Source organism: Geobacillus sp. FSL W8-0026 (genome assembly GCF_037966255.1).
GTDB lineage: Bacteria > Bacillota > Bacilli > Bacillales > Anoxybacillaceae > Geobacillus > Geobacillus icigianus.
The window spans coordinates 1,842,207-1,864,353 of record NZ_CP150194.1 but is presented as its reverse complement, the minus strand read 5'-3'; the positions used below and the strand labels follow the sequence as shown (position 1 = coordinate 1,864,353).

Annotated in this window: 19 protein-coding genes and 1 pseudogene; 16 read left to right on the top strand and 4 right to left on the bottom strand. The window is 46.9% G+C overall.

Features of this window, described 5'->3' with window-relative positions; translation table 11 throughout:
* The first annotated feature begins 174 nt into the window (after nucleotides 1-174).
* The 3 genes from NST29_RS09310 to NST29_RS09300 all read left to right on the top strand — a co-directional run bounded on the left by NST29_RS09310 (nucleotide 175) and on the right by NST29_RS09300 (nucleotide 2,599).
* On the top strand, nucleotides 175-657 hold the full coding sequence (locus NST29_RS09310; protein WP_033022582.1) for a PH domain-containing protein: 483 nt from the start codon (nucleotides 175-177) through the stop codon (nucleotides 655-657).
* On the top strand, nucleotides 647-2,095 hold the full coding sequence (locus NST29_RS09305) for a PH domain-containing protein (protein WP_033022580.1): 1,449 nt from the start codon (nucleotides 647-649) through the stop codon (nucleotides 2,093-2,095). Before NST29_RS09310 ends, NST29_RS09305 begins: the two co-directional genes overlap by 11 nt.
* 378 nt (nucleotides 2,096-2,473) lie before the next feature.
* Complete coding sequence (locus NST29_RS09300; protein WP_268746100.1) at nucleotides 2,474-2,599, top strand: hypothetical protein; 126 nt, start codon at nucleotides 2,474-2,476, stop codon at nucleotides 2,597-2,599.
* A gap of 52 nt (nucleotides 2,600-2,651) precedes the next feature.
* Here NST29_RS09300 and NST29_RS09295 read toward each other — a convergent pair whose 3' ends face one another.
* Nucleotides 2,652-4,508, bottom strand: a complete 1,857-nt coding sequence (locus NST29_RS09295) for a hypothetical protein (RefSeq protein ID WP_339232073.1) — start codon at nucleotides 4,506-4,508, stop codon at nucleotides 2,652-2,654.
* A 198-nt stretch (nucleotides 4,509-4,706) separates the two neighbouring features.
* On the opposite strand from NST29_RS09295, the gene NST29_RS09290 reads away from it, so the two are divergent.
* The gene (locus NST29_RS09290; protein WP_033022575.1) at nucleotides 4,707-5,345 is read left to right on the top strand and encodes a hypothetical protein; all 639 of its coding nucleotides are present in this window, start codon (nucleotides 4,707-4,709) and stop codon (nucleotides 5,343-5,345) included.
* A 169-nt stretch (nucleotides 5,346-5,514) separates the two neighbouring features.
* A complete protein-coding gene (locus NST29_RS09285) occupies nucleotides 5,515-6,090 on the top strand; it encodes a hypothetical protein (protein WP_339232071.1) in 576 nt (191 codons plus the stop codon).
* A 216-nt stretch (nucleotides 6,091-6,306) separates the two neighbouring features.
* Here the strand turns inward: NST29_RS09285 and NST29_RS09280 are convergent, their stop codons facing one another.
* Nucleotides 6,307-6,789 (bottom strand): hypothetical protein, encoded by a 483-nt coding sequence (locus NST29_RS09280; protein WP_033022565.1) that lies wholly within the window; start codon nucleotides 6,787-6,789, stop codon nucleotides 6,307-6,309.
* A gap of 398 nt (nucleotides 6,790-7,187) precedes the next feature.
* On the opposite strand from NST29_RS09280, the gene uvsE reads away from it, so the two are divergent.
* From uvsE to NST29_RS09265, 3 genes are all read left to right on the top strand, one after another.
* Nucleotides 7,188-8,153: a UV DNA damage repair endonuclease UvsE gene (gene uvsE, locus NST29_RS09275; RefSeq protein WP_061912076.1), complete on the top strand. Its 966-nt coding sequence runs from the start codon at nucleotides 7,188-7,190 to the stop codon at nucleotides 8,151-8,153.
* A 378-nt stretch (nucleotides 8,154-8,531) separates the two neighbouring features.
* Complete coding sequence (gene katG, locus NST29_RS09270) at nucleotides 8,532-10,742, top strand: catalase/peroxidase HPI (protein WP_339232069.1); 2,211 nt, start codon at nucleotides 8,532-8,534, stop codon at nucleotides 10,740-10,742.
* A gap of 190 nt (nucleotides 10,743-10,932) precedes the next feature.
* Entirely contained in the window at nucleotides 10,933-11,358 is a 426-nt protein-coding gene (locus NST29_RS09265; protein ID WP_033021851.1) for an NUDIX domain-containing protein, read from the top strand.
* 42 nt (nucleotides 11,359-11,400) lie between these two features.
* Here NST29_RS09265 and NST29_RS09260 read toward each other — a convergent pair whose 3' ends face one another.
* Nucleotides 11,401-12,171, bottom strand: a complete 771-nt coding sequence (locus NST29_RS09260) for an ABC transporter permease (RefSeq protein WP_033021849.1) — start codon at nucleotides 12,169-12,171, stop codon at nucleotides 11,401-11,403.
* A gap of 156 nt (nucleotides 12,172-12,327) precedes the next feature.
* A complete protein-coding gene (locus NST29_RS09255) occupies nucleotides 12,328-13,068 on the bottom strand; it encodes an ABC transporter ATP-binding protein (RefSeq protein WP_033021847.1) in 741 nt (246 codons plus the stop codon).
* Nucleotides 13,069-13,546: 478 nt separating this feature from the next.
* On the opposite strand from NST29_RS09255, the gene NST29_RS09250 reads away from it, so the two are divergent.
* The 8 genes and pseudogenes from NST29_RS09250 to NST29_RS09215 all read left to right on the top strand — a co-directional run bounded on the left by NST29_RS09250 (nucleotide 13,547) and on the right by NST29_RS09215 (nucleotide 21,827).
* Nucleotides 13,547-13,969 carry an NUDIX domain-containing protein gene (locus NST29_RS09250; RefSeq protein WP_033021844.1) on the top strand — a complete coding sequence of 141 codons (423 nt, stop codon included), beginning with the start codon at nucleotides 13,547-13,549 and terminating at the stop codon, nucleotides 13,967-13,969.
* Nucleotides 13,968-14,261: pseudogene (locus NST29_RS09245) on the top strand (YdeI/OmpD-associated family protein); the annotation flags it as partial. The gene NST29_RS09250 and the pseudogene NST29_RS09245, both read left to right, overlap by 2 nt.
* Nucleotides 14,262-14,562: 301 nt before the next feature.
* Entirely contained in the window at nucleotides 14,563-15,135 is a 573-nt protein-coding gene (locus tag NST29_RS09240) for a Uma2 family endonuclease (protein ID WP_033021842.1), read from the top strand.
* A gap of 342 nt (nucleotides 15,136-15,477) precedes the next feature.
* On the top strand, nucleotides 15,478-15,528 hold the full coding sequence (locus tag NST29_RS09235; protein ID WP_231559896.1) for a YrzI family small protein: 51 nt from the start codon (nucleotides 15,478-15,480) through the stop codon (nucleotides 15,526-15,528).
* A gap of 218 nt (nucleotides 15,529-15,746) precedes the next feature.
* The gene (locus NST29_RS09230; RefSeq protein WP_033021840.1) at nucleotides 15,747-17,507 is read left to right on the top strand and encodes an ABC transporter transmembrane domain-containing protein; all 1,761 of its coding nucleotides are present in this window, start codon (nucleotides 15,747-15,749) and stop codon (nucleotides 17,505-17,507) included.
* Nucleotides 17,504-19,522, top strand: a complete 2,019-nt coding sequence (locus NST29_RS09225) for an ABC transporter ATP-binding protein (protein ID WP_033021838.1) — start codon at nucleotides 17,504-17,506, stop codon at nucleotides 19,520-19,522. The genes NST29_RS09230 and NST29_RS09225 overlap by 4 nt, the downstream gene beginning before the upstream one ends.
* 150 nt (nucleotides 19,523-19,672) lie before the next feature.
* A complete protein-coding gene (gene dcm, locus NST29_RS09220) occupies nucleotides 19,673-20,662 on the top strand; it encodes a DNA (cytosine-5-)-methyltransferase (protein WP_033021830.1) in 990 nt (329 codons plus the stop codon).
* Nucleotides 20,649-21,827 carry a type II restriction endonuclease gene (locus tag NST29_RS09215; RefSeq protein WP_033843874.1) on the top strand — a complete coding sequence of 393 codons (1,179 nt, stop codon included), beginning with the start codon at nucleotides 20,649-20,651 and terminating at the stop codon, nucleotides 21,825-21,827. Before dcm ends, NST29_RS09215 begins: the two co-directional genes overlap by 14 nt.
* The last annotated feature ends 320 nt before the right edge of the window (nucleotides 21,828-22,147 follow it).

Below are 22,147 nucleotides of genomic sequence, written 5' to 3'. Positions count from 1 at the left end.
GCTTTTTTACTTTGCTGCTTTTTTGCTTTTATGTAGTTAAGTAAAAAAGATAGTTTTAGAATATAATAGTTTTGTTTTTCTGTCAATGGTTCGCGAAAAAAACACGTCGTCAATGTGGAAATGTTTTGTTATACTGGAAACAGGCTTTGAACTTGCGAAAAGGAGATTGGTAAGATGCTTGGCAACAGCGGTAAACCGATTTCGGAAAAAGCCATCACCGTGTGGCGGTGGACCGGAGCGTTGGGGGCATTGGTTTCCGGCGCCGTCATTGTTGGAATGGCTTGGATACTGGCGCGCTTTCATGCCCCGAAATGGTGTTTGGGGATGTTAGCCGGCATCTGGTTGATCGAAGTGGTCTTAGGGGTGGGATGGGTGCCTGTGCTTCGCCAGCGCCGGTGGCGTTACGCCATTCGCGAAGAAGAAATCGACATCCAGCGCGGGGTCTGGTCGACGAAGCGAACGCTTATTCCGATGACTCGCGTTCAGTATGTCGATGTGCGACAAGGCCCGCTCCTGAAGCGGTATGGATTGGCTTCCATCGCTGTGTTTACGGCCGCGGCTGCTCATGAGATTCCCGCGCTGCCGGCGGACGAAGCCGAACAGCTTTGCCGTTTGATCGCCGAGTGGGCGAAGGTGGCGGATGACAATGACGCGTAAAGCAAAACACCGCCTCCATCCGATTGCCATTATGGCTGGGGTGGGAAAAGAATTGAAAAATATGATCGCCCCTCTTCTTGTCATTGTGGCCGCCGGCAGTCGCCATGGGTTTTCATGGAACGATATTCTTGTGCCGTTGGCTGCCCTCATCTATACGCTTGTCATGGGCGTTCTTTCTTGGGTTCGTTTTACATATGAGTGGGATGACCGTTGCTTGGTCGTTGAAGAAGGCGTGTTTGTCCGCAAAAAACGTTCCATTCCGTTGGAGCGCATTCACGGAATTTCCATAACGGAAGGAATCTGGCAGCGCATCGCTGGAGTGGTTCAAGTACACGTAGAAACGCCGGGGAATGTTCCGGGAGAAGCAGAGGTCATTCTTCGCGCCATCGCCCGAAAAGAAGCTCGCGCTCTGCAACAATGCGTGGAACGAGCGAAAAACAGGAATGGACACGTCAATGAGCCGGAAACAGCCGCCCATCGCCCGCCGTCCCCGTTGTTTACGTTAACGATGAAAGAAATTTGGATCGCCTCATTGACAAGCGGTGGGGCGCTCGGCGTGGTCGCCGCTTTATGTGCGTTTTTGTCGCAGTTTAGCGACTTTATTCCTTATGAGGCGCTTGTCCGTGATATTCAGTCGACATGGAACGGACACGGACGGTGGTATATTGCTTTATTGATCTTGTCGATTCTCTTGGCCGCCTATGGGGTAGCCATCGTGCAAAATATGATTCGGTACGCTTCGTTTGTCGTGCGGAAACAAGAAGATACCATTGTGATTGCCCGCGGATGGTTGGAACGAAAAGCAGTGTCCGTCCCTGTTGACCGCGTCCAAGGTGTCGTCATTCATGAGAGTTGGCTGCGACGTTTTTTCGGATACGCCTCTGTATCCATCATTCATGCCGGCGGGGCGCTTGATGGCGGACCAGCAGGGGAAGTCGTTCTCTGTCCGCTGGTCAAAAAGCATCGCGTCGTACCGATTGTTCAAGCTTGTTTGCCCGAGTATCGCCTCGATGTGCCACTTTCGCCGCTCCCTCGGCGGGCAAAAAGCCGGTACATGCTTCGCCCGCTTTATTGGTTGACGATTCCGGTTGGAGTGGTCGCGTATATGGAGCGTCCGTGGGGAGCGGTCCTGTTGCTTGTGCTGCCGCTCGCCGCGTGGATCGGGGCGCGGCGCTACCGAGCCGCCGGCTGGGCGCTTTCCTCGAAGCAGCTGTCTCTCCGCAGCGGCTGGTTTCGGCGAACGACCGTGCATTTGTTCAAGCGCCACGTCCAATCGTTGGAAATCGAAACGACATGGTGGCAACGAAAAAAACAGTTGGCGACGATCTCGGCTTCCGTCATGCCGGTCGGCACTTACTCCCGTGTCGTGGATGTGGATGAAGAAGATGCCACTTCGATCTATCGCTGGCTGCAAGGGGAAAGGAGCAACGAAACGTAATGAAGGCCTTTCTTCATGCGTTCATTTTTGCGTTTGGGCCCATTTTGCCGCAGCGTGCATTTTTCATATCACGGGTTAGCTTTGAGGGGCTGTTTGGCCGCCTTGATGGCAGCGGGGGAGGGCTGCGGTGGATGAACCGGATTTCCACGCTCATAATCTGGGGAGTGGCCGGGTACATGCTCGTTGGGTTCTTTCACGGCTAGGTATTCAGGCATTCTGTCCTGCATAGTGTTTCCTTTGCATGGCTGGCAGAGGAAACTGTGAACATTCTAACCTCCTAAACCGACCCCGTTGGGCACCAAAAGACTTTCCGCTTGTAGAAAAAGGGGCTGTTTCTCGAGAACAAACGATCTGGTACAGAAAAAAAGGGGGAAGGACATGGCAACAGAACATGAATTCCGCCGCCGGATCATCGAAAAGTTCCATGGGCAGCGCGATCTGCCCTCCACCCGGGGACGAAAATCACCGCTCGCCGGCATGGGGTTTTTACAAAAAGAAGATTGATGTTTTGCGGCAAAGTTGAAGAGGCGGGGAGTGTCCCAGCCTCTCATCTTAACTATTGCAATATTTTAGCCTTTTTGAGCAAGGATAAAAAGCGCCATTTGTTACTTTTGTTGTCTTCTTCATTTAGCTGTTCGTTCTCGTCAGTGATACTCTCCTGTCGAGCCGCTTCGATGTTAGGGAGAGGATCACTTGGGAGAAGAGAATCGGCGCTTGGATGGGCGAGCTCAACTGACTCTTGTGCTGAAAAAGCGGATGCATGCACGCTATTGGGATTAGGTTCCGGTTGAGCAATAAGATCGGCCGATTGATTTGGCCATAGGTTGGACTCACTTTGGTTGTTTTTGAATCCTTCCTGTGATTCGACTTCTTGATGGTGTGCCTGTCTCGCTTCCGGTTGTGTCTGGATAGTTGCAATGTTTTTTTCTGCTTGGTTTTCGTTTTCTTCATTATTGATTCGGAGTCTGACGCTGGCGGGTTTCCAGTCATCCGGCCGCCCTTCTTCCCATTCCGATGAAGCCTTCTCTTGGATCATTACATCGTTAAGTTCCCGGACAGACTCGGTCCCATTCTGATCATCGATGAAAAAGTAACGGGCCAAATACTCATGAAGTGTATCGATGGATGATGCTGCTAAGATGGCTGGATTGGAAGGCTTGTCATCATCCTCTTCCGACGGTTTCTGCCGAGAGGGCTGGCGATGGTGATGAGAAGGATGGGATTCAATGCGCACCCGTTTGATCTGACTCGATTTCTGAGGGGATAGATGGGCTGTTGGCGGATGGAGTAAATGATGCTCTTTCTTTTTTGTAGGTGAGACAACGATTTGTTGTTTCGTTTCATCAATGAATTGCTGCAATTTTAAAAAACTGTTGGCTGTTGACATAGAATTGTCTGCATTCTTTCTAACGTCTGTCTGTTTCTGAGAGTCAGACGTTTTCATTGGTTTCTCATCACAGGGTGCTTCATGTTGAGACATAAGCAAGTGCACCGCTTGCGATAACAAAGCCTTTAATTCATCCATTTCTTTGTCCGAAGACTCTTTGATATTCAGGCTCCATTGTTCTGTAAGATCGGAAATTTGTTTGGATAGGTGGTCGATTTCCTTTGAGAAGCGGGAGGTCTTTTCTAGAATGGATTCCAGTTCAACTTCTTGATTTAAAATATGTTTTTGTAACACCAGAAGGTCTTTTTGCTTCTCTCGCGCCAGTTCAGACAACTTTTCCTCGATGCTTTGCAGTTTCTTGATTAATGTGCGCACTTCCTCTTTTAGTTCATCTGTTTCCCGTTTTTGCGTGAACCAGGCTTTTTTTAGTTCTTCAACGTCTCGCCCAATTTTATCGTTGTGTTCTTTCAAAAAACCGTAATCTGTTTCCATCGTCTCGATCCTTTCTATGCAAGATGTAAATGATTGTAAGGTGGATTGGAACGAAAGACATTCCTCTACCCATGAGCGTTGGGCAGAGAGTTCATGTTCAAGCGACCGCTGTTGTTCCTCCATGCTGGTTTTTTCCTTTTCCCATTCGGCTTGTTTTTGTCTCAACACTTCTGCCTCTGCCATTAAAGATTCCATTTTTTGTTCATAAGCTTGAGCCTGGTTGTGCAAGTGCGCCTTCTCTTCTCTTAATTGTCCCACTTCATCGCGCAATGAGCGGTTTTCTTGCTCCAGTCTTTCTAACGCGGTTGAGAGTCGTTCGATCTCGGCGTTTTGCATGGATAGTGCATCCTGATAATACTGGCATTTCTCGTTCAGCTGGTTATTTTCCATTATGAGTTGGTTGATTTGTTCGTTCAGGCGGTCGAGTTGTTGATTCGATCCTAGTGAAGCGAGCAGGGCTTTGTATTTTCTGAGTTCAGATTTTAGGTGGATGATTTTTTGTTCTAATTGAACGGTTTTATCCTCTCTGCCCATCCCTTCACCCCTTTCCCCTTCTATTTTTTGGGAAAAACGCCTGTTCCTTAATCAATTATATGCAAAACAGCTCTAATGATGACACATTTCATTTTTGGGTTACAATTCAATAAATGGGCTATAATACCATAACGATATTTATTTAGAAACATACTATAGAGTAGCCTGAAAAAATGAATGAAAGGAAGGTTATTGTGTATGCCCATTAATTTAGAGCAATTTGCTCAACAATTTGATCGCGAATGTATCCAAGTTTGTAAGGTATACGACTGGACGACACACGTCGTGCAACTCACTCAAGATATTACCTTTACTTTCCCAGCTGGTTCGCTGACTGGTATTACTGTCTCTCAGGTGAACTGTTCCTTAACCCTCTTAGAATGTACAGAAGATGCTCCACGACGCGATATTGAGTGCGTGGTGGGGGATCAACCGGTCACATTGCAGGTGGTTACATTAAGCAAAACCATTCAAGTTGTTTTAGAAGTGGTGGGAACCAATGCAGTTGGCACTCAAGTCACGGTGTTAAGCAACCCGGCATTGATCACGACCAGCGAAGAAGTAATTCTTTGTGCTCCAGAAGGCACAACGGTGTGTTGCAATGCTACGCAAAATACATTTAATATTTGCCGTGTCGGTGCCTTTACCCAAAATGGAGATACCATCACAGCCACTATTTCAGTAAGAATTTGCCAAAGCATTGTAGTGACCTTTGAAGTCATTTTAGAAGTCGCCGCAAGATTCTGCCAGCCTCGCCCGGAAATCATCTGCGAAGAAGAATGTCCTGTGGATGTCTTCCCGCCGCAATGCCCAGCTGTCTTTCCAACGATGATGTAAACAGATGGTTTCTTTTGTCCCACAAAAAAGAGGAGATCACTCCTCTTTTTTTATACATATAACATTAGTAAAAGAATCGTTACACACAAAAAGTTCCATGATCCATTTTTGCTCTCCATTTAGGCATGAGAATAGGCAGTGTACATATTGATGGAAAAGGGGGAATAAGATGAGCAGTCTAGCGGAAATGGAAAGTAAAATCCAGGCCATCGAGAAGGAGCTCCATCTTGTCAAACAAACGTTAAAAGAGATGAAAAATTTGCCTCAACAGAACAAGCATGATGGAATTCAAGCCATTTGTTATTTCACCTATTCATTATTGCTTCCGAAAGCAAAGGGACATAAAGGGACGGTCGCGGCGAACTTCATCATTCGCAATATGGGTTCGAACCCGTTGGACCATCCTTTCATCTGCTTACGGGTCACCCCCAAGGAACGCATCGCTTTGTCAGCAAAATTAGGGGAAGGGATTCAGCATGACCAACGTATTAATCCGTTAGTAATGGAATCGTGGAACTATATGAGTGAACAGGCGGAGCAAATGGTGGAAGAGAAAGGGGAGTTTTGGTTAAAGCCGGCTCGAGCATCACGAATTGAACTAGGGCAAAGCCTTTCATTTTCTAATTTCCAATTCCAACTCGAAATGGGGGAAGAACCAATGACCTACAAAATGGAAGGATTCTTCTTCTGCCAACAGTTTCCCCAAGGGGTTCGATCATTGAATCATATTATCATTCATCTTTGACTTGATCCATCTTACACGGCAGGGCCGATTTTGCTGCCTTGATTGATTCGTGTTCCATAAATTGTTCGGAGCAATAAAGCAAAATCAAGGGGCTGACCCAAAAGGTCGCCTTCTTTCAAGATAGGCACAACATATAGTGCGGCAGAAGCAGTCAGTACGTATATATGACGAAAGAGGGCGTCCCGGTCCTTTTGGGACACCCTCCTTTTTAATTCGTTATGCGTTTCTGACAACAAGAGCATTCAAGGCGCGAGTTTCAGCTGTGATGCTGCTTAACAAAGTCGATAGAATTGCACCGTTTGTTTCAATAACAATACGATACACATGCGTGCCCACGCCTGGTGTATCAACCCATGTCAAGTTCGGGAACAGCGTCGTGTTGGCGGCAGCTGTTAATACAGGAAGCAGAGATTCGACATCAAGCGATGCAATAGGCGTAAAGGCTCCCCCGTTCGTTGAACGTTCTAAGCGATAGGTGATGCCTGTCAAGGTTACGCCTGCGATGATAGCTAATACGGCCAATTCCAATTCAACCATCGAATCAAGTTTGACACGATCACCGCTGAGGGTCGTAATGGGCTGCAAACGAAGCACTTCTGTGACGGCTGTTCCTGTTAAGGGGATGGTAACGGGCAGATCCGTTGAGGACTGCGTAAAAAACAACTGCGGGAATAATCCACCATTGCACACACAAACCATTCATCTATCATCCTTTCCTAATAGTTTATATTTGGTACTAATGTATTAAATGATCATTTGTAGAAAAATGATTCGGATGAATAACTATTTTTCGACGAATTTCATGTAAATTGGGATAATAACCAATTAGAAGAGAAGATGATAGGCGGATCTTCAGGAGAAGAGGATTGACAGACACCTTCTTAATCATGATGTGCTTTCCTTCAATATTCAATGCGCTCTCATCGCTTTTGTATGGTTTGATTTATCTTATTGAATTGGGCTTAGAATAGCTTGTATGATTGCCCTTGTCCATGTGTCATTGGTCGACTCTTGAAAAAAGGGGGCGTTCATAAACAGCGCTCAGGTCGGGTATACTAACCAGCGGCAATCGATGGATAGAACGGAGGAACATTGTTATGACCGTTGTCCGGCTCGGCTATGCCGCTATGAGCGTGCATGTCCCTCATTGCTCTCCCTCTCAAACGATGACCGCGGCGCAGTTTCGCGCCATTCGCGATCGCGAGGCAGCGATTCGCAAGCTTGAGCGGATCGCCATCTCCAATGTCGAAAACTGCCTTCGCTTGCTCAAACATAACAAGGCGCATGACATCCGCTTTTTCCGCCTCAGCTCGCGGCTTATTCCGCTTGCCAATCATCCAGAGCTAGACGGGTGGGATTATCTCGCTCCCATCCGTGAAGCGTTGCGATCGATCGCGCTGTTTTTGCGTGAGTATCCGATGCGGCTTGATTTCCACCCCGAGCATTTTGTTGTGCTCAATTCCCCTGATGCCGATGTGTTCCGCGCTTCATTGCGCACGCTGCATCTGCATCGAGAACTGTTGCGCGGAATGGGGATTGACGCAGAACACCGCTGCGTGCTCCACCTTGGCGGCGGGTATGGCGACAAAGAAAAGGCGTTGGAGCAGCTGATCCATAATTGGGCGTACATCCCCATCTCGTTGCAGCGAATGATCATGTTTGAAAATGATGATACGGTGTTTACGCTGCGCGATGCTCTCTATGCATGCGAAAAACTCGGCGTGCCGCTCGTTTTTGATTTGCACCACCATCTCGCCAATCACGACGAAGAAGACTGGCGGCCAGACTGGGAACGGATCGTGGCGACATGGCGCCACTCGCCGCTGCCGATGAAAATGCATCTCTCAAGCCCAAAGAGCGACAGACAGTTCCGCGCCCATCACGATTTTGTCGATGCTGAGATGTTCATCCGCTTTTTGCGGGAAATCAAAGGCACCGTCCGGCAGCTTGACTGCATGATTGAAGCGAAACAAAAAGATGAGGCGTTGTTTCAGCTTGTGCGCGACCTCAAGCGCTATGATGAAATTGAGTGGATGGACGGAGCGAGCTTTTATGTGAAGTGACAGGGATCGTGACGATCATCATCCAGACCGCGAGCCATACGCACTTTTGTCAATACTTAAATTTCCTTTATTGAGAATGGTTCATCTTCATGGAATGGGATGGTGTGGTCAAATATATATAAATTGAAATTTTGTTTTACATCCCGCTGATTACTCGACTCGTTCTATCATAATGAACTTGTACTTAGATGAAACGCGCAACGAAAAATCGGAAAATCCTTATTGCAACTTATATAGAAAGATTTTATACTAAAAAATACTTTTTACACTTTACTATTAAATATTAATTTATTATAATTTTAATGTAATAGTAATTATCAATATCGGTTGCCAAAACAACCGTGAGGAAGACAATTTGAACAGGAAGGGGAAGAGAAGATGGAACATCAACACCCACAACAAGCTTCAAAATGCCCATACCACGGGAGCATCACCAATCAATCTTCCAATCGGACAACGAACAAAGACTGGTGGCCGAATCAGCTGAATGTAAGCATTCTTCACCAGCATGACCGGAAGACGAACCCTCATGATGAAGATTTTGATTACGCGCAAGAATTTGCAAAGCTGGACTACTGGGCGTTAAAAGAAGATTTGCGGAAACTGATGACCGAAAGCCAAGACTGGTGGCCGGCCGACTATGGCCATTACGGGCCGTTAATGATCCGCATGGCTTGGCATTCGGCAGGGACGTATCGCATCGGCGACGGCCGCGGCGGCGCGTCGACAGGCACGCAGCGTTTTGCGCCGTTAAACAGCTGGCCGGACAACGCCAACTTGGATAAAGCGCGCCGGCTGTTATGGCCGATCAAAAAGAAATACGGAAACAAAATCTCTTGGGCTGATTTGTTCATTTTGGCGGGCAATGTCGCCATTGAATCGATGGGTGGAAAAACGATCGGGTTTGGCGGCGGCCGCGTTGACGTCTGGCATCCAGAAGAAGACGTGTATTGGGGATCGGAAAAAGAGTGGCTCGCCTCTGAACGCTATTCCGGCGATCGCGAGCTCGAAAACCCGCTCGCCGCGGTGCAAATGGGGTTAATCTACGTCAACCCAGAAGGGCCGGACGGCAAGCCGGATCCGAAAGCAGCGGCGCGCGATATCCGCGAGACGTTCCGCCGCATGGGGATGAACGATGAAGAAACGGTCGCCTTGATCGCCGGCGGTCATACGTTCGGAAAAGCGCACGGCGCCGGCCCGGCCACGCACGTCGGTCCTGAGCCGGAAGCCGCCCCGATTGAAGCGCAAGGGCTGGGATGGATCAGCTCTTACGGAAAAGGGAAAGGGAGCGATGCAATCACAAGCGGCATTGAAGGCGCTTGGACGCCGACGCCAACCCAGTGGGATATGTCGTACTTTGACATGCTGTTTGGCTATGACTGGTGGCTGACGAAAAGCCCGGCCGGAGCTTGGCAATGGATGGCGGTCGACCCGGATGAAAACGACTTGGCCCCGGATGCCGAGAACCCGTCGAAAAAAGTGCCGACGATGATGATGACGACCGATTTGGCGCTGCGGTTTGACCCGGAATACGAAAAAATCGCCCGCCGGTTCCACCAAAACCCGGAAGAATTCGCCGAGGCGTTCGCCCGGGCGTGGTTCAAGCTCACCCATAGAGATATGGGGCCGAAAACGAGATATCTCGGTCCGGAAGTTCCGGAAGAAGACTTCATTTGGCAAGACCCGATTCCAGAAGTCGATTACGAACTGACGGAAGCGGAAATCGAAGAAATCAAAGCGAAAATTTTGAACTCCGGGCTGACCGTCAGCGAGTTGGTCAAAACGGCTTGGGCCTCAGCCAGCACGTTCCGCCATTCCGACAAGCGCGGCGGAGCCAACGGCGCCCGCATCCGTCTCGCGCCGCAAAAAGACTGGGAAGTGAACGAACCGGAGCGGCTCGCCAAAGTGCTGTCCGTCTACGAGGACATCCAACGTGAACTGCCGAAAAAAGTAAGCATCGCCGACTTGATCGTCCTTGGCGGCAGCGCTGCGGTTGAAAAAGCGGCCCGCGACGCTGGTTTTGATGTCAAAGTGCCATTTTTCCCTGGCCGCGGCGATGCGACGCAAGAACAAACGGACGTCGAAAGCTTTGCCGTATTAGAACCGTTTGCGGACGGCTTCCGCAACTATCAAAAGCAAGAATACAGCGTCCCGCCGGAAGAACTGCTCATCGACAAAGCGCAGCTCCTTGGGCTGACGGGTCCAGAAATGACGGTCTTAATTGGCGGCTTGCGCGTGTTGGGCGCGAACTATCGCGATTTGCCCCACGGCGTGTTTACCGACCGCATCGGGGTGTTGACCAACGACTTCTTCGTCAACCTGTTGGATATGGACTATGAATGGGTGCCGACCGACGGCGGCATTTACGAAATCCGCGACCGGAAAACCGGCCAAGTGCGGTGGACAGCGACCCGGGTCGATCTCATTTTCGGATCGAACTCCATCCTCCGCTCTTACGCCGAATTTTACGCTCAAGACGACAACCAAGAAAAATTCGTCCGCGATTTCATCAACGCGTGGGTGAAAATCATGAACGCCGACCGCTTTGATCTGGTGAAAAAAGCAAGAGAATCGGTCACCGCTCGATAATGAAAACAAGGCAGGGGGAGAGGATTCCCTCTGCCTTGTTTTTGCGGCATACAAAACTGCTCGATCGGCAGCGCCGCTCTCCCCACCGGAAAAACCGATGGGGGAAGGGCTGGAGGAAATATGGTGAAATATGATAAAATGACACGAATGAGTCGATCAAAACGATCATCGATATAGGGGGGCACCTTTTATGAAGATACGCCAATGTTCTAGAGCCGTGATCATCAATGAACGGAATGAAATTCTTCTTCAGCGATTTGAATTTCGCGATGTGGTAGGAAACAAGGTGTTATGGGTGACTCCAGGGGGAGGGATTGAAGAAAATGAGACCCCGGCGGAAGCGTTAAAAAGAGAGTTATACGAAGAACTAGGCATTGTTGTCGACCTTGTCGGCGAACCCCTATTCCAACTCGATGTATGGATCGATGGGAAACAAGGTCCTTTTGTTAGTCGAGAGATTTATTACAAAATCATGATTCCATCGGATACGAGATTATCGTTCGAAAATATGACGAAAGACGAAAAGGATGCATGGCAACAGGTAAAATGGTGGAGCAAGGAAGAATTGCAGAGCATCGATGATTTTGCACCGCGTGAGATATTGAATTACATATAAGAACCGATCAGCTGTGGGGGGCCGCTTCAACCTGTCTTTTCGTTATACGTAGCTTCCTATTTTTCCGTTCTTCCTCGCCCAGTTCCATTGTTGTCTTAAGACGAATGAGCCGATGGCGAGCCACAATAGCGAGACGCCGAACGCTGGAAAGAACGCGCGCCATCCTGCGCTCATTCCTTGTACAGCCCAAGAAAGAGGAGAAAGGGCGTTGAGAATATGAAAGGCGGCTGGTAATCGATTCGAAGATAGAAAAAACCCTGAGAAGATTAATAAATAGTAAAGAAGCACCTCAGTAACGGCCCCGACTTGCTTTAAGCGGAGTGACAGTCCTAAAATGAACACGCCGATCCCCGTCATGCCGATGAGACTTACTCCACCAAATACGACGATTTCCGTTACGATGGACAATGCTCCCGAAACAATTTCAGAAAATCCAATGATCAAGGCGGCACAAAGGAAAAAAAGCGCCACCCACGCGAACGACAACGCGACTTCCGCGACCACCACGCCGATCAAAATTTGCCATGGAAGAGTCTTCGTTGAAAGCACTTGCTCTGCGGTGCCGAGATACGCTTCTTCGATTGCGCTGTTGCCAAGCTTTGCGATCAAATGAGCGCTTAAGTACCAAAGGCTGAAACCGGCTAGCTTGACCGCCGCCTCTTTTCCCGTCTGGATGGGGCTTGCGTACAGCGTACCGAAAAAAAAGACAAATTTAATAATCAGCCCAACAGTAAAATCGAACCAATATCGGCGATACTCTGCTCTTTTTTTCAAAAACGACGCCGATACAACACGAAAAATTTGCCGGAGCAATCAACCCACCTCCCTAGACGACATGGCGGATTTGCCGAATCAAAGAAGACTTGATTTTGTAAGGTTTGTCTATTTTTGTTTGGTTGTCAATGGATGTTCGTGAATTTGCGCATCGACAGTATCTGAAAAACAATACTGCAAAGCGGCCTCCATTATTCAATCACCAACCTCTTGGGAGAATTGATAGGAACGGATCGCCGCTAAAAAATGAGTTTCCAGGTCAGCTGGAGTTGAAAAATGTTCCTTTGTTCCCCGCCAAATGATGGTTCCATCTTTGATAAATACAAATTGATTTCCGACGGCGTGGGCAAACGGAATGTCATGGGTCGTAATGAGGACGGCGTTCCACCAGTTGTGTTTTTCCGTCAACAGCGCTCGAATATGATGCTGCGACTCAACATCAAGGCCAAGAGTCGGCTCATCAAGGAACAAAAACGGCGCTCCTTTCATTAAGGCGATCGCAAACGCCAATTTTTGTTTCATCCCTCGCGAAAGGGCTTGGGCCAGACGATCCGCGTAGGGGGTCAGATTCAACATGGCCATGATTTGTTCGGCCCTTCGCTTCGCTTCGTAACGGCTCCACTTGTTTAACAAACCAAAATACAAGAGATTTTCAAAGACATTTAAATATGAATAGGAGTTGTCGGCTTCTTCAAACACGACCGCAATCGACTCGCGCGCACCATTCGGATTGCGGACAACATCCACCCCATTTACGTAAATACGGCCGCTGTCCGGTGCAGTAAGCCCGATGATGCACTTTATTAAGGTTGTCTTCCCAGCCCCATTTGGCCCTAAAAGAATGAGCCGATCTCCGTTATTCAGCTCGAGAGAGAGATCGCGCAACACGTGGCGGTGAGGCGGATAGATTTTGTTGACGTTTTGCACGACGATCATCTTTACCTAATCCTTTCAACTGAATAAACGAAAATGCGTGGAGCTATAGAAAGCTTGATTTTCCGGTTTTGGTTATAATTATAAAATAAAAAAGAAGAATGTAAATATTGAAAAATGATCACTTCCATCTGCGTGAGCAATGAATCCACTAAAGGGGGCGGTGGTTTCGTCCAAAATCGTGCTGTTCCATCTCTTTCCATGAACACTTGATCCGACCGATCGTCATTCGATAAACAACGGCTAAATACAGCGGAAAAACGATGGTAAGCGACAATAAAACAGACGTATGTTCTAAAGCATGACCATGTTTTCGCACCGCTAGATAAAGAACAGAGAGAGCGAACAGAGACGCCGCTATAAACTGCATATAACGACTGTTTCGTATTCGATTCATTACTTTCTGTTTTTTCTTGATCTGTTCAATTCAACCATATAGAGTATTGGGTAGAGGGCAAAATCTAGAAGAAGGGGACTGCGGATGGAACATCGAAAGAACATCGTTGTCGTTTTGAAAGGGTTGATCTTACATAAAGGGACCGTGCTAATCGTCCAGCGCGCGCCTGATGATGAAGTAGGCGGCGGAACATGGGAGCTGGTCGGAGGGGGGATGCGATTTGGTGAGGAGTTAGAAGCTGCGCTCATTCGCGAAATTGAAGAAGAAGTTGGGTTGACGGTGACGGTGAAGAAAGTTTTATACGCTGCGACGTTCCAAACCCATCCGACGCGGCAAGTCGTCATCTTGACGTATTTATGCACAAGCGAGCAGCACGAGGTCATCCTTTCGAAAGAACATATCCACTATTGCTGGGCGACAAAGGATGAAGCGCGTCAACTGCTGCCCCCGACGATTGTATACGATTTTGAAAAAAACGGCGTGTTTTCGTTAGCGGAATGGAGGTAAAGAATGCATCGAGCTTGAACCTGTGTTGAAAGCATATATTAACGAAGCCATGGAAATTGAAAAAGCGGGCTTAAAAGTGGAGTTCAAAAAGAGTCCAGAGCCAATTCCTGAAGAGCTTCAAAAAAAATTCGCCGAAATGCCGGCCTTAAAAATAGCGTTTGAATCGCTGACACCCGGACGGCAAAGAGCGTACATCCTTTATTTTTCCGGAGCGAAACAATCGAAAACGTGCGAAGCGAGAATTGAAAAGTATATCCAGCGCATTCTTGACGGCAAAGGGTTACATGATTAACACTCTGCCCGCAGAAACGCCATTGCCACAAACGCGTTATGGGAGAGTAAGAGAAGGTTGGGAGGACATTCTCTTTTCATGAAAACCATTCATCTACCATTAAACAAAATTGATGATGTCACTTGAAAGGGAATACCTATGGTTTTCGGTGTTGCCCCCGAGGAGGACTCCATGCATGGAAATTAGAAAACCGAACGATGCGGAATATAAAAAGATTTTATCACTTTCATCGCGTTACAGTTAGCGAAATTGGCTCATTTACGGTATATAATTATAAAAAACGAAATGGAGTGAAGGAGCGATGACGACTCCGGAGTTTTCAAATCACAACTATACATATGAAGATTATCTCAAATGGGACGGACAATGGGAATTGATTGATGGCGTGCCATATAGCATGGCTCCTTCTCCTTCGTTTGCTCACCAGTATATGGTTGGTGAGTTGTATGCGGCATTGCGGGATTATTTTCAACAACAACGATGTGTAGTGGTCATGGCCCCATTTGATGTCATATTCGCTTCAAGCCTTGATGACAAATCCGCGAAAAATGTAGTGCAGCCCGATATTTCTGTTATTTGTAACCGAGAGAAAATAACAGAAAAGGGATGCGTGGGAGCCCCTGATTTAATCGTAGAAGTGTTGTCTCCGAGTACGGCGTTAAAAGACCGAAATGAAAAATACAAATTGTATCAACGGTTTGAAGTAAAAGAGTACTGGATGGTTGATCCGCTGCATCGAACCGTGGAGGTGTACGGGTGGCATAACGGAGCATATGAAAAAAGGGAAGTATTTGGAGAACGAGATGTACTCGTTTCTTTTCTGTATCCAGATTTAAAGGTTTGCCTCCATGATGTGTTTCAGCGGTTATCATAAACAACGCGAAGCGTCAGCGTAGATGGGGGAGTATGTCACAAAGTTTCATAAAAATCATGAAAAATCATTTACAACTTCACCGTTTTTGGATACAATTGACTTCGTAACATGATTTCGGAAGGAGGATGAACAACATGAAAGCAATGATGAAACGAGCAACGCGCACAATGGAACAACGAAAAACGATTCGACCTTCCGAGTCTGTTACGGTCATTTCATCTTAAACAGCACAGCGAATGCCGCGGGAAGGAGATCGTTTTTTCCTGCGGCTTTTTTGCGTTTTTGCGCCGCGGGAACTCTAGGAAACCCGCGGCTTTTATTTATGAAAGGGGGTGAGGGACGATGACGATCCATTTGTTGTTTGTGACCATTACCATCGAGCGACGGACATAGACGATGGAGGAAATCAAACAGGAGCAGCTCATCCGGCAGCAAGTGGAAGAAGAAATGACGGACCGGAAATGCTACGTTTACCGATGGTTTTAAGCTTGCAATCTACAATTTTAAGGGAGGAAGGCAAAATGAAAATAAGATGGACACCGTTCACATTGCCAGCCGGAGAGATGGAGAGCGGTTAGATGATCATTGAACGATAAAGGAGTTGAGTCCATATGTTTTCGGTATTATGGAAGCTTCGTTCGTTTTTCAAGCAACATTGGAAGCGATATGTCATCGCCATTGTCTTTTTAATGTTGGGGGGCCTGTTCGAAACGATTCCGCCCAAGTTGCTAGGAATCGCGATTGACGATATACATTCGGACGGCTTCACGAAGGAGAAGCTGATCGCATATGCCGGAGGGCTTATGGGGCTGACGGTATTCATTTACGGCGTGAACTATATATGGATGTATCAGCTGTTCGGGGGCGCGTTTTTATTAGAGCGAAGCATGCGTTCCCGCTTGATGAAACATTTACTCAACATGACGCCGACGTTTTATGAAAACAATCGCACCGGCGATTTAATGGCGCGGGCGACGAACGACTTAAAAGCGATCGCTAATACGGCCGGATTCGGTATTTTAACGCTTGTGGATTCAAGCGCGTTCATGCTCGTCATTTTATTCACGATGGGCCTGTCGATCAGTTGGAAGCTGACGTTTGCGGCGTTGCTGCCGCTGCCTGTGATGGCGGCAGCGATGAAGCTGTACGGAAAACAAATTCACGAACGCTTTACAAAAGCGCAAGATGCATTTGGCGACATGAACGATTATGTGCTCGAGTCAATTTCGGGCGTGCGCGTCATTCGCGCTTATGTGCAGGAAAAAGCGGATGAAGCGAGATTTCACGCGCTGACGGAAGACGTGTATCAAAAAAATATGAAAGTCGCGCAAATCGATTCGCTCTTTGATCCAACGATTAAACTGCTAGTAGGCCTGAGCTATTTAATCGGATTAGGGTACGGGGCATACTTAGTGTTCCATCAAGAAATAACGCTCGGCGAACTCGTTTCGTTCAACGTTTATTTAGGCATGATGATTTGGCCGATGTTTGCCATCGGCGAGCTCATGAACGTGATGCAGCGCGGCAACGCTTCTCTCGATCGCGTGAACGAAACGCTCGCCTACGTTCCGGATGTGCAGAATCATCCCGAGCCGCAATCGGTTAAGATCCCCGAATCGATTGTGTTTGATCAAGTCGGGTTTCGCTATCCGTCATCAAGCGTCCCCAATTTAGCGAACATCTCGTTCACGCTTCGGCGCGGGCAAACGCTCGGCATCGTAGGGCGAACAGGGAGCGGGAAAACGACGCTTGTGAAGCAATTGCTTCGGGAGTATCCGCTAGGGACAGGGCGCATTACCGTCTCAGGCGTTCCGCTCGAGCGAATTCCAATGGAACAGGTGCGAGGATGGATTGGCTACGTGCCGCAAGACCATGTGCTATTTTCGAAAACGGTGAAAGAAAATATTGTATTCGGACGCAAAGAGGCGGCCGACGAAGAATTCCAGAAAGCGATTGATTTAGCCGCATTCCGCAACGATATCGAAATGCTTCCTGAAGGGCTCGATACGTTAGTCGGAGAAAAAGGAATTGCGCTATCAGGAGGGCAAAAGCAGCGGCTTTCGATCGCCCGCGCGCTGCTTATGAATCCGGAAATTTTAATTTTAGACGACGCCTTGTCCGCTGTCGATGCGAAAACGGAAGCGGCGATTATGGAAAACATTCGCCGCGAGCGCGCCGGAAAAACGACGATCATCACGACGCATCGTTTATCGGCGATCGAGCATGCCGATTGGATTCTCGTGCTAGATGACGGAAAAGTGATCGAACAAGGCACGCATGAACAACTCCTCGCCCAAAACGGGTGGTATTACGAGCAATGGATTCGCCAACAAGCCGCAGCGACGTTAGAAGAAAGCGGGGTGTATTTATGAACGTCGGAAAACGGCTATTCGCTTACGCCCTTCACTATAAAAACATGATGGTGTTCGCCTTGTGCATGCTGGCGGTTTCGGTGGCTGCCGAACTGACGGGGCCGTTGATCGCCAAACGAGTGATTGACCAGCATATTTTAGGGATCGAGTCTCCGTGGCACGAAGCTTCGAAAGGAAACAACGCCGTGTTTTATCAAGGGAAATGGTATAAGCGGGAGCGCGATTTTGCACAAGGAGAAGAAAAAGGGAAAGAAGTGCGCATTTTGCAAGTCGGGCGGCATTACTATTTTGTCGACCGCGCTGTCGCCTTGGACGGCAACCGCTCCGTCCAAGACGGCGTCCTCACGATTCGCCGCGGGGACGAGTCGGTCTCATATCCAGCCAAAAAGTTGTCCGTTCGAGAGCTCATGCGTTTTTACGAGCCGGACATTGACCGTATCGTGTCCTTACTAGGTCTGTACATGGCCCTGCTCGTCGCGGCGACCGCGTTTCAATACGGACAGCACTACTACTTGCAGATGGCGGCGAATCGCATTATTCAAAAAATGCGCAAAGACGTCTTCGCGCACATCCAACGCCTGCCGATTCGCTATTTTGATCGTTTGCCGGCCGGGAAAATCGTCGCACGGGTGACGAACGATACGGAAGCGGTTCGCGAGCTCTACGTTACGGTATTGGCGACATTTTTTACAAGTTGCATCTATATCACCGGTATTTTTATCGCGCTGTTTCTTTTGGATGTTCGTTTGGCGGCCGTCTGCCTCCTCCTCTTGCCGATTTTAGCCGTATGGATGAAGGTGTACCGGAAATACGCGTCGAAATACAATCAGATCATCCGGTCGCGCTTAAGCGACATTCATGCGATGATTAACGAGTCGATTCAAGGGATGACGATCATCCAAGCATTTCGCAGACAAAAGGAAACGGAGCGCGAGTTTGACGAGCTGAACCAAGACTATTTCACCTACCAAAATAAGCTTTTGAGCCTAAATGCGCTCACATCGCATAACTTAGTCGGCGTGCTCCGCAACGTGGCATTTGTGGCGCTTATTTGGCATTTCGGGGGCGGTTCTTTAAGCGGCCAAGCCATTTCCATGGGTGTGCTGTACGCGTTTGTAGATTATCTCACCCGCTTGTTCCAGCCGGTGACCGAGATGATGAACCAGTTGGCGAACTTGGAACAGTCGCTTGTTGCCGCCCAGCGCGTCTTTGCGCTTCTCGATGAGCCCGGCGATGAGGTGTACGAAGGAGACATGCCGCGCTACAAAGGAAACGTCGTGTTTGAGAACGTGTATTTCGGGTATAAGGACGGCGAATATGTGTTAAAAAATATCTCCTTTACGGCCAAGCAAGGAGAGACGGTGGCGCTCGTCGGGCATACCGGCTCCGGGAAAAGTTCGATCATGAATCTATTGTTCCGTTTTTATGACATTCAAAAAGGGCGCATCCTCATCGATGGAGTCGATATTCAAACGATGCCTAAACAAATGTTGCGCAAGCATATGGGGATCGTTTTGCAAGATCCGTTTTTGTTCACCGGCACAATCGCGTCCAATGTGAGTTTGCAAGATCCGCGCATTACCCGCAGCACGATCGAAAAAGCGCTTCGCGACATCGGGGCGGAGCAATGGCTCAAAAGCTTGCCGAACGGTTTTGATGAACCGGTCATTGAAAAAGGAAGCACGCTATCGTCCGGGCAGCGCCAGCTCATTTCGTTCGCCCGCGCCTTGGCATTCGATCCGGCCATTTTAGTGCTCGATGAAGCAACCGCCAACATTGATACGGAAACGGAAGCGGTCATTCAGCAAGCGCTCGATGTGTTAAAACAAGGGCGCACCACGTTTATCATCGCTCACCGTTTATCGACGATTCGAAATGCCGATCAAATTCTTGTGCTAGACCGCGGCACGATCGTCGAACGCGGCACTCATGACGAACTGATGAACAAGAAAGGCAAATATTATCAAATGTATCAACTGCAACAAGGCGAAAAAAACGCGATCAAAGTGGGTTAATCGAGAGGAAGGAAGCCGTCTTGCGCTTCCTTCCGCAACAGAGCGTTGTATCATTTGGAATTGTCGTTCGTGTTGCTTCTATTAAACGACTATTACACAATAAAATTTGCTATAATTAAGACAGACAAGTGTTCGAAGGAGGTGTCAAATTTGCTATATCGTTTTATTGATCTTTTTGCAGGGATTGGAGGTATGAGACTTGCCTTCGAACCATACGGTATTTGTGTGTTCTCATCTGAATGGGATGTAAAAGCACAAGAAACCTATATGGCTAATTTTGGTGAGAAACCACACGGTGATATCAGACAGATTGATGCCAAGGATATTCCTGATCATGATATTTTGCTCGCTGGCTTCCCGTGTCAGCCATTTTCTATTGCAGGTGTAAGCAAAAAGAAATCTTTGGGAAGACCACATGGTTTTCTTGACGAAACTCAAGGAACTTTATTTTTTGATATCGCTCGTATTTTAAAGGAAAAGCAGCCACAGGCTCTTCTATTGGAGAATGTAAAAAATCTTAAAAGTCATGATAAAGGTAGAACATACAAAGTAATAAAAAATGTCTTGGAGAACGACTTAGGTTATACGGTTTACGATGCAATATTAAATGCAAAGGGGCTTGTTCCTCAAAATCGGGAGCGTATATATATTGTAGGCTTTAAAAAGCCCCTTAAGTTTGAGTTTCCAAAAATACCCGAACAAGGTCCGCCGTTAAGAAGCATCTTGGAAGATAATGTAGATGATAAATACACATTAAGCGACAAACTGTGGGAATACTTACAAGCGTACAAAGAAAAACATGCTAAAAAAGGAAATGGTTTCGGTTATGGGTTAGCCAATTTGGATTCATATTCCCGTACTCTCTCTGCCAGATACTACAAGGACGGTTCAGAGATTCTTATCCCGCAAGAAGGTAAAAATCCAAGAAAATTAACTCCACGCGAATGTGCACGCTTGCAAGGATTTCCAGATTCTTTTAAGATTGTAGTTAGTAACACTGCTGCATATAAGCAATTTGGCAACAGTGTTGCTGTTCCTGTTGTTCGCCTTATCGCAGAAAAGATGATTCAAGCAATTGAGCGGGATGAACTAATAGAAGAAAATCTGGAAGAGGGACGGGGTGAATATGCAACAAAATGAAGCAGATCGATTAACTAGAGCAATAGAGGCGGCTAAAAAATATGGCCGCTTTTATTGCAAATTTATTTCTCCGAATGATGTAAATTTAACTGGGGCGCATCAAGATGGCATTTATATAGCCAAACAAGCATGGAGTCTTTTTTTCGAGGAAGAAGGAGCTAAGGGGGAAAATAAAGACAGATATATTAAAGTACATATTGATGAGTATTATCCTTTCGAAAGTCGTGTGGTTTACTACGGAAGAGGTAGTCGAAATGAGTACAGAATTACACGATTTTGGTCTAATTCACCTTTTGAAAAAGAACAGCAAGTTGGGAACCTTATTATTTTCATCCCAATGGATCCGGAAAATTATAAAGTATACATATTAGATACAGAAGAAGAAATTGAAAGTTTTATAAATACATTTTCTCTATCCCTTGCAAATAACAATGCCGTATATCTTGAAGGGGATAGAAAAGATATAGATTTATCTCAACAATTAGAAAGAAGGATTAAAGAAGAGGTTTCTTTCTTTAATGACTTCCCTGAAACTACTGAACTTGCAGAATTAGCGAGGAATTTGCATCACGAAATATATAGGAAGAAAAAGTTTACACCAGATGTAATTTTACTTGAGTGGATTAAAACAGAATACAGCATATTCCGAGCAATTGAAAGAAGTTTATATAAGGAATATTTAACAAAACCATTCCTTGATTTAGATCCACTTCTTGCATTTGCTAGCGGTGCATTAAACAGAAGAAAAAGTCGAGCAGGTAAATCGCTAGAACATCATACTGATTTTTTGCTTTCTTATCATAAAATTCCATTTAGCCATCCCGGTAAATCAGAGGGAAACAAAAAGCCAGATTTTATATTACCATCAAACGAGGCTTATGCTGATGAAAAATTTCCTAGCGAAAACCTAATATTTTTAGGTGCTAAAACAACCTGTAAAGATAGATGGAGACAGATATTAAATGAAGCAGACCGAATAGACGTAAAGCATTTATTAACACTCCAGCAAGGAATTACAGTAAACCAACTCGCTGAAATGGAAGAAGAAAATGTTATACTAGTTGTTCCTAAACCTTATCATTCGTACTATCCAGCAGAATATAGAGAAAAGATATGGACAGTTGATAAATTTATACATTATGCAAAAGAAAAATACACAACTTGAAACAATGTTTGTGGGAGCGGTTCTTCCGCTCTTTTTTATTATATATACAAGTACAAGTGCCGGATAATTTTATGGGCACTGGAGGGAAGAGGTCATGAGATTTCGGAAAAACAATAAGTTAACATAATATAAATTATAGGAAGTTAAATAAGTGATTGTCTCATATAAAAGTAATCTCATGATAGTGAGACAAAGCAAAAAAATCCCCATGTATTCTATCATGAACGAACTTGTCTTATACGTATGATAGCAAGGCTATTTCCGCTGGTTACAGGCGTGCGCGATGACGACGGGAGCTCGTCCGTATTGGTTGACATATA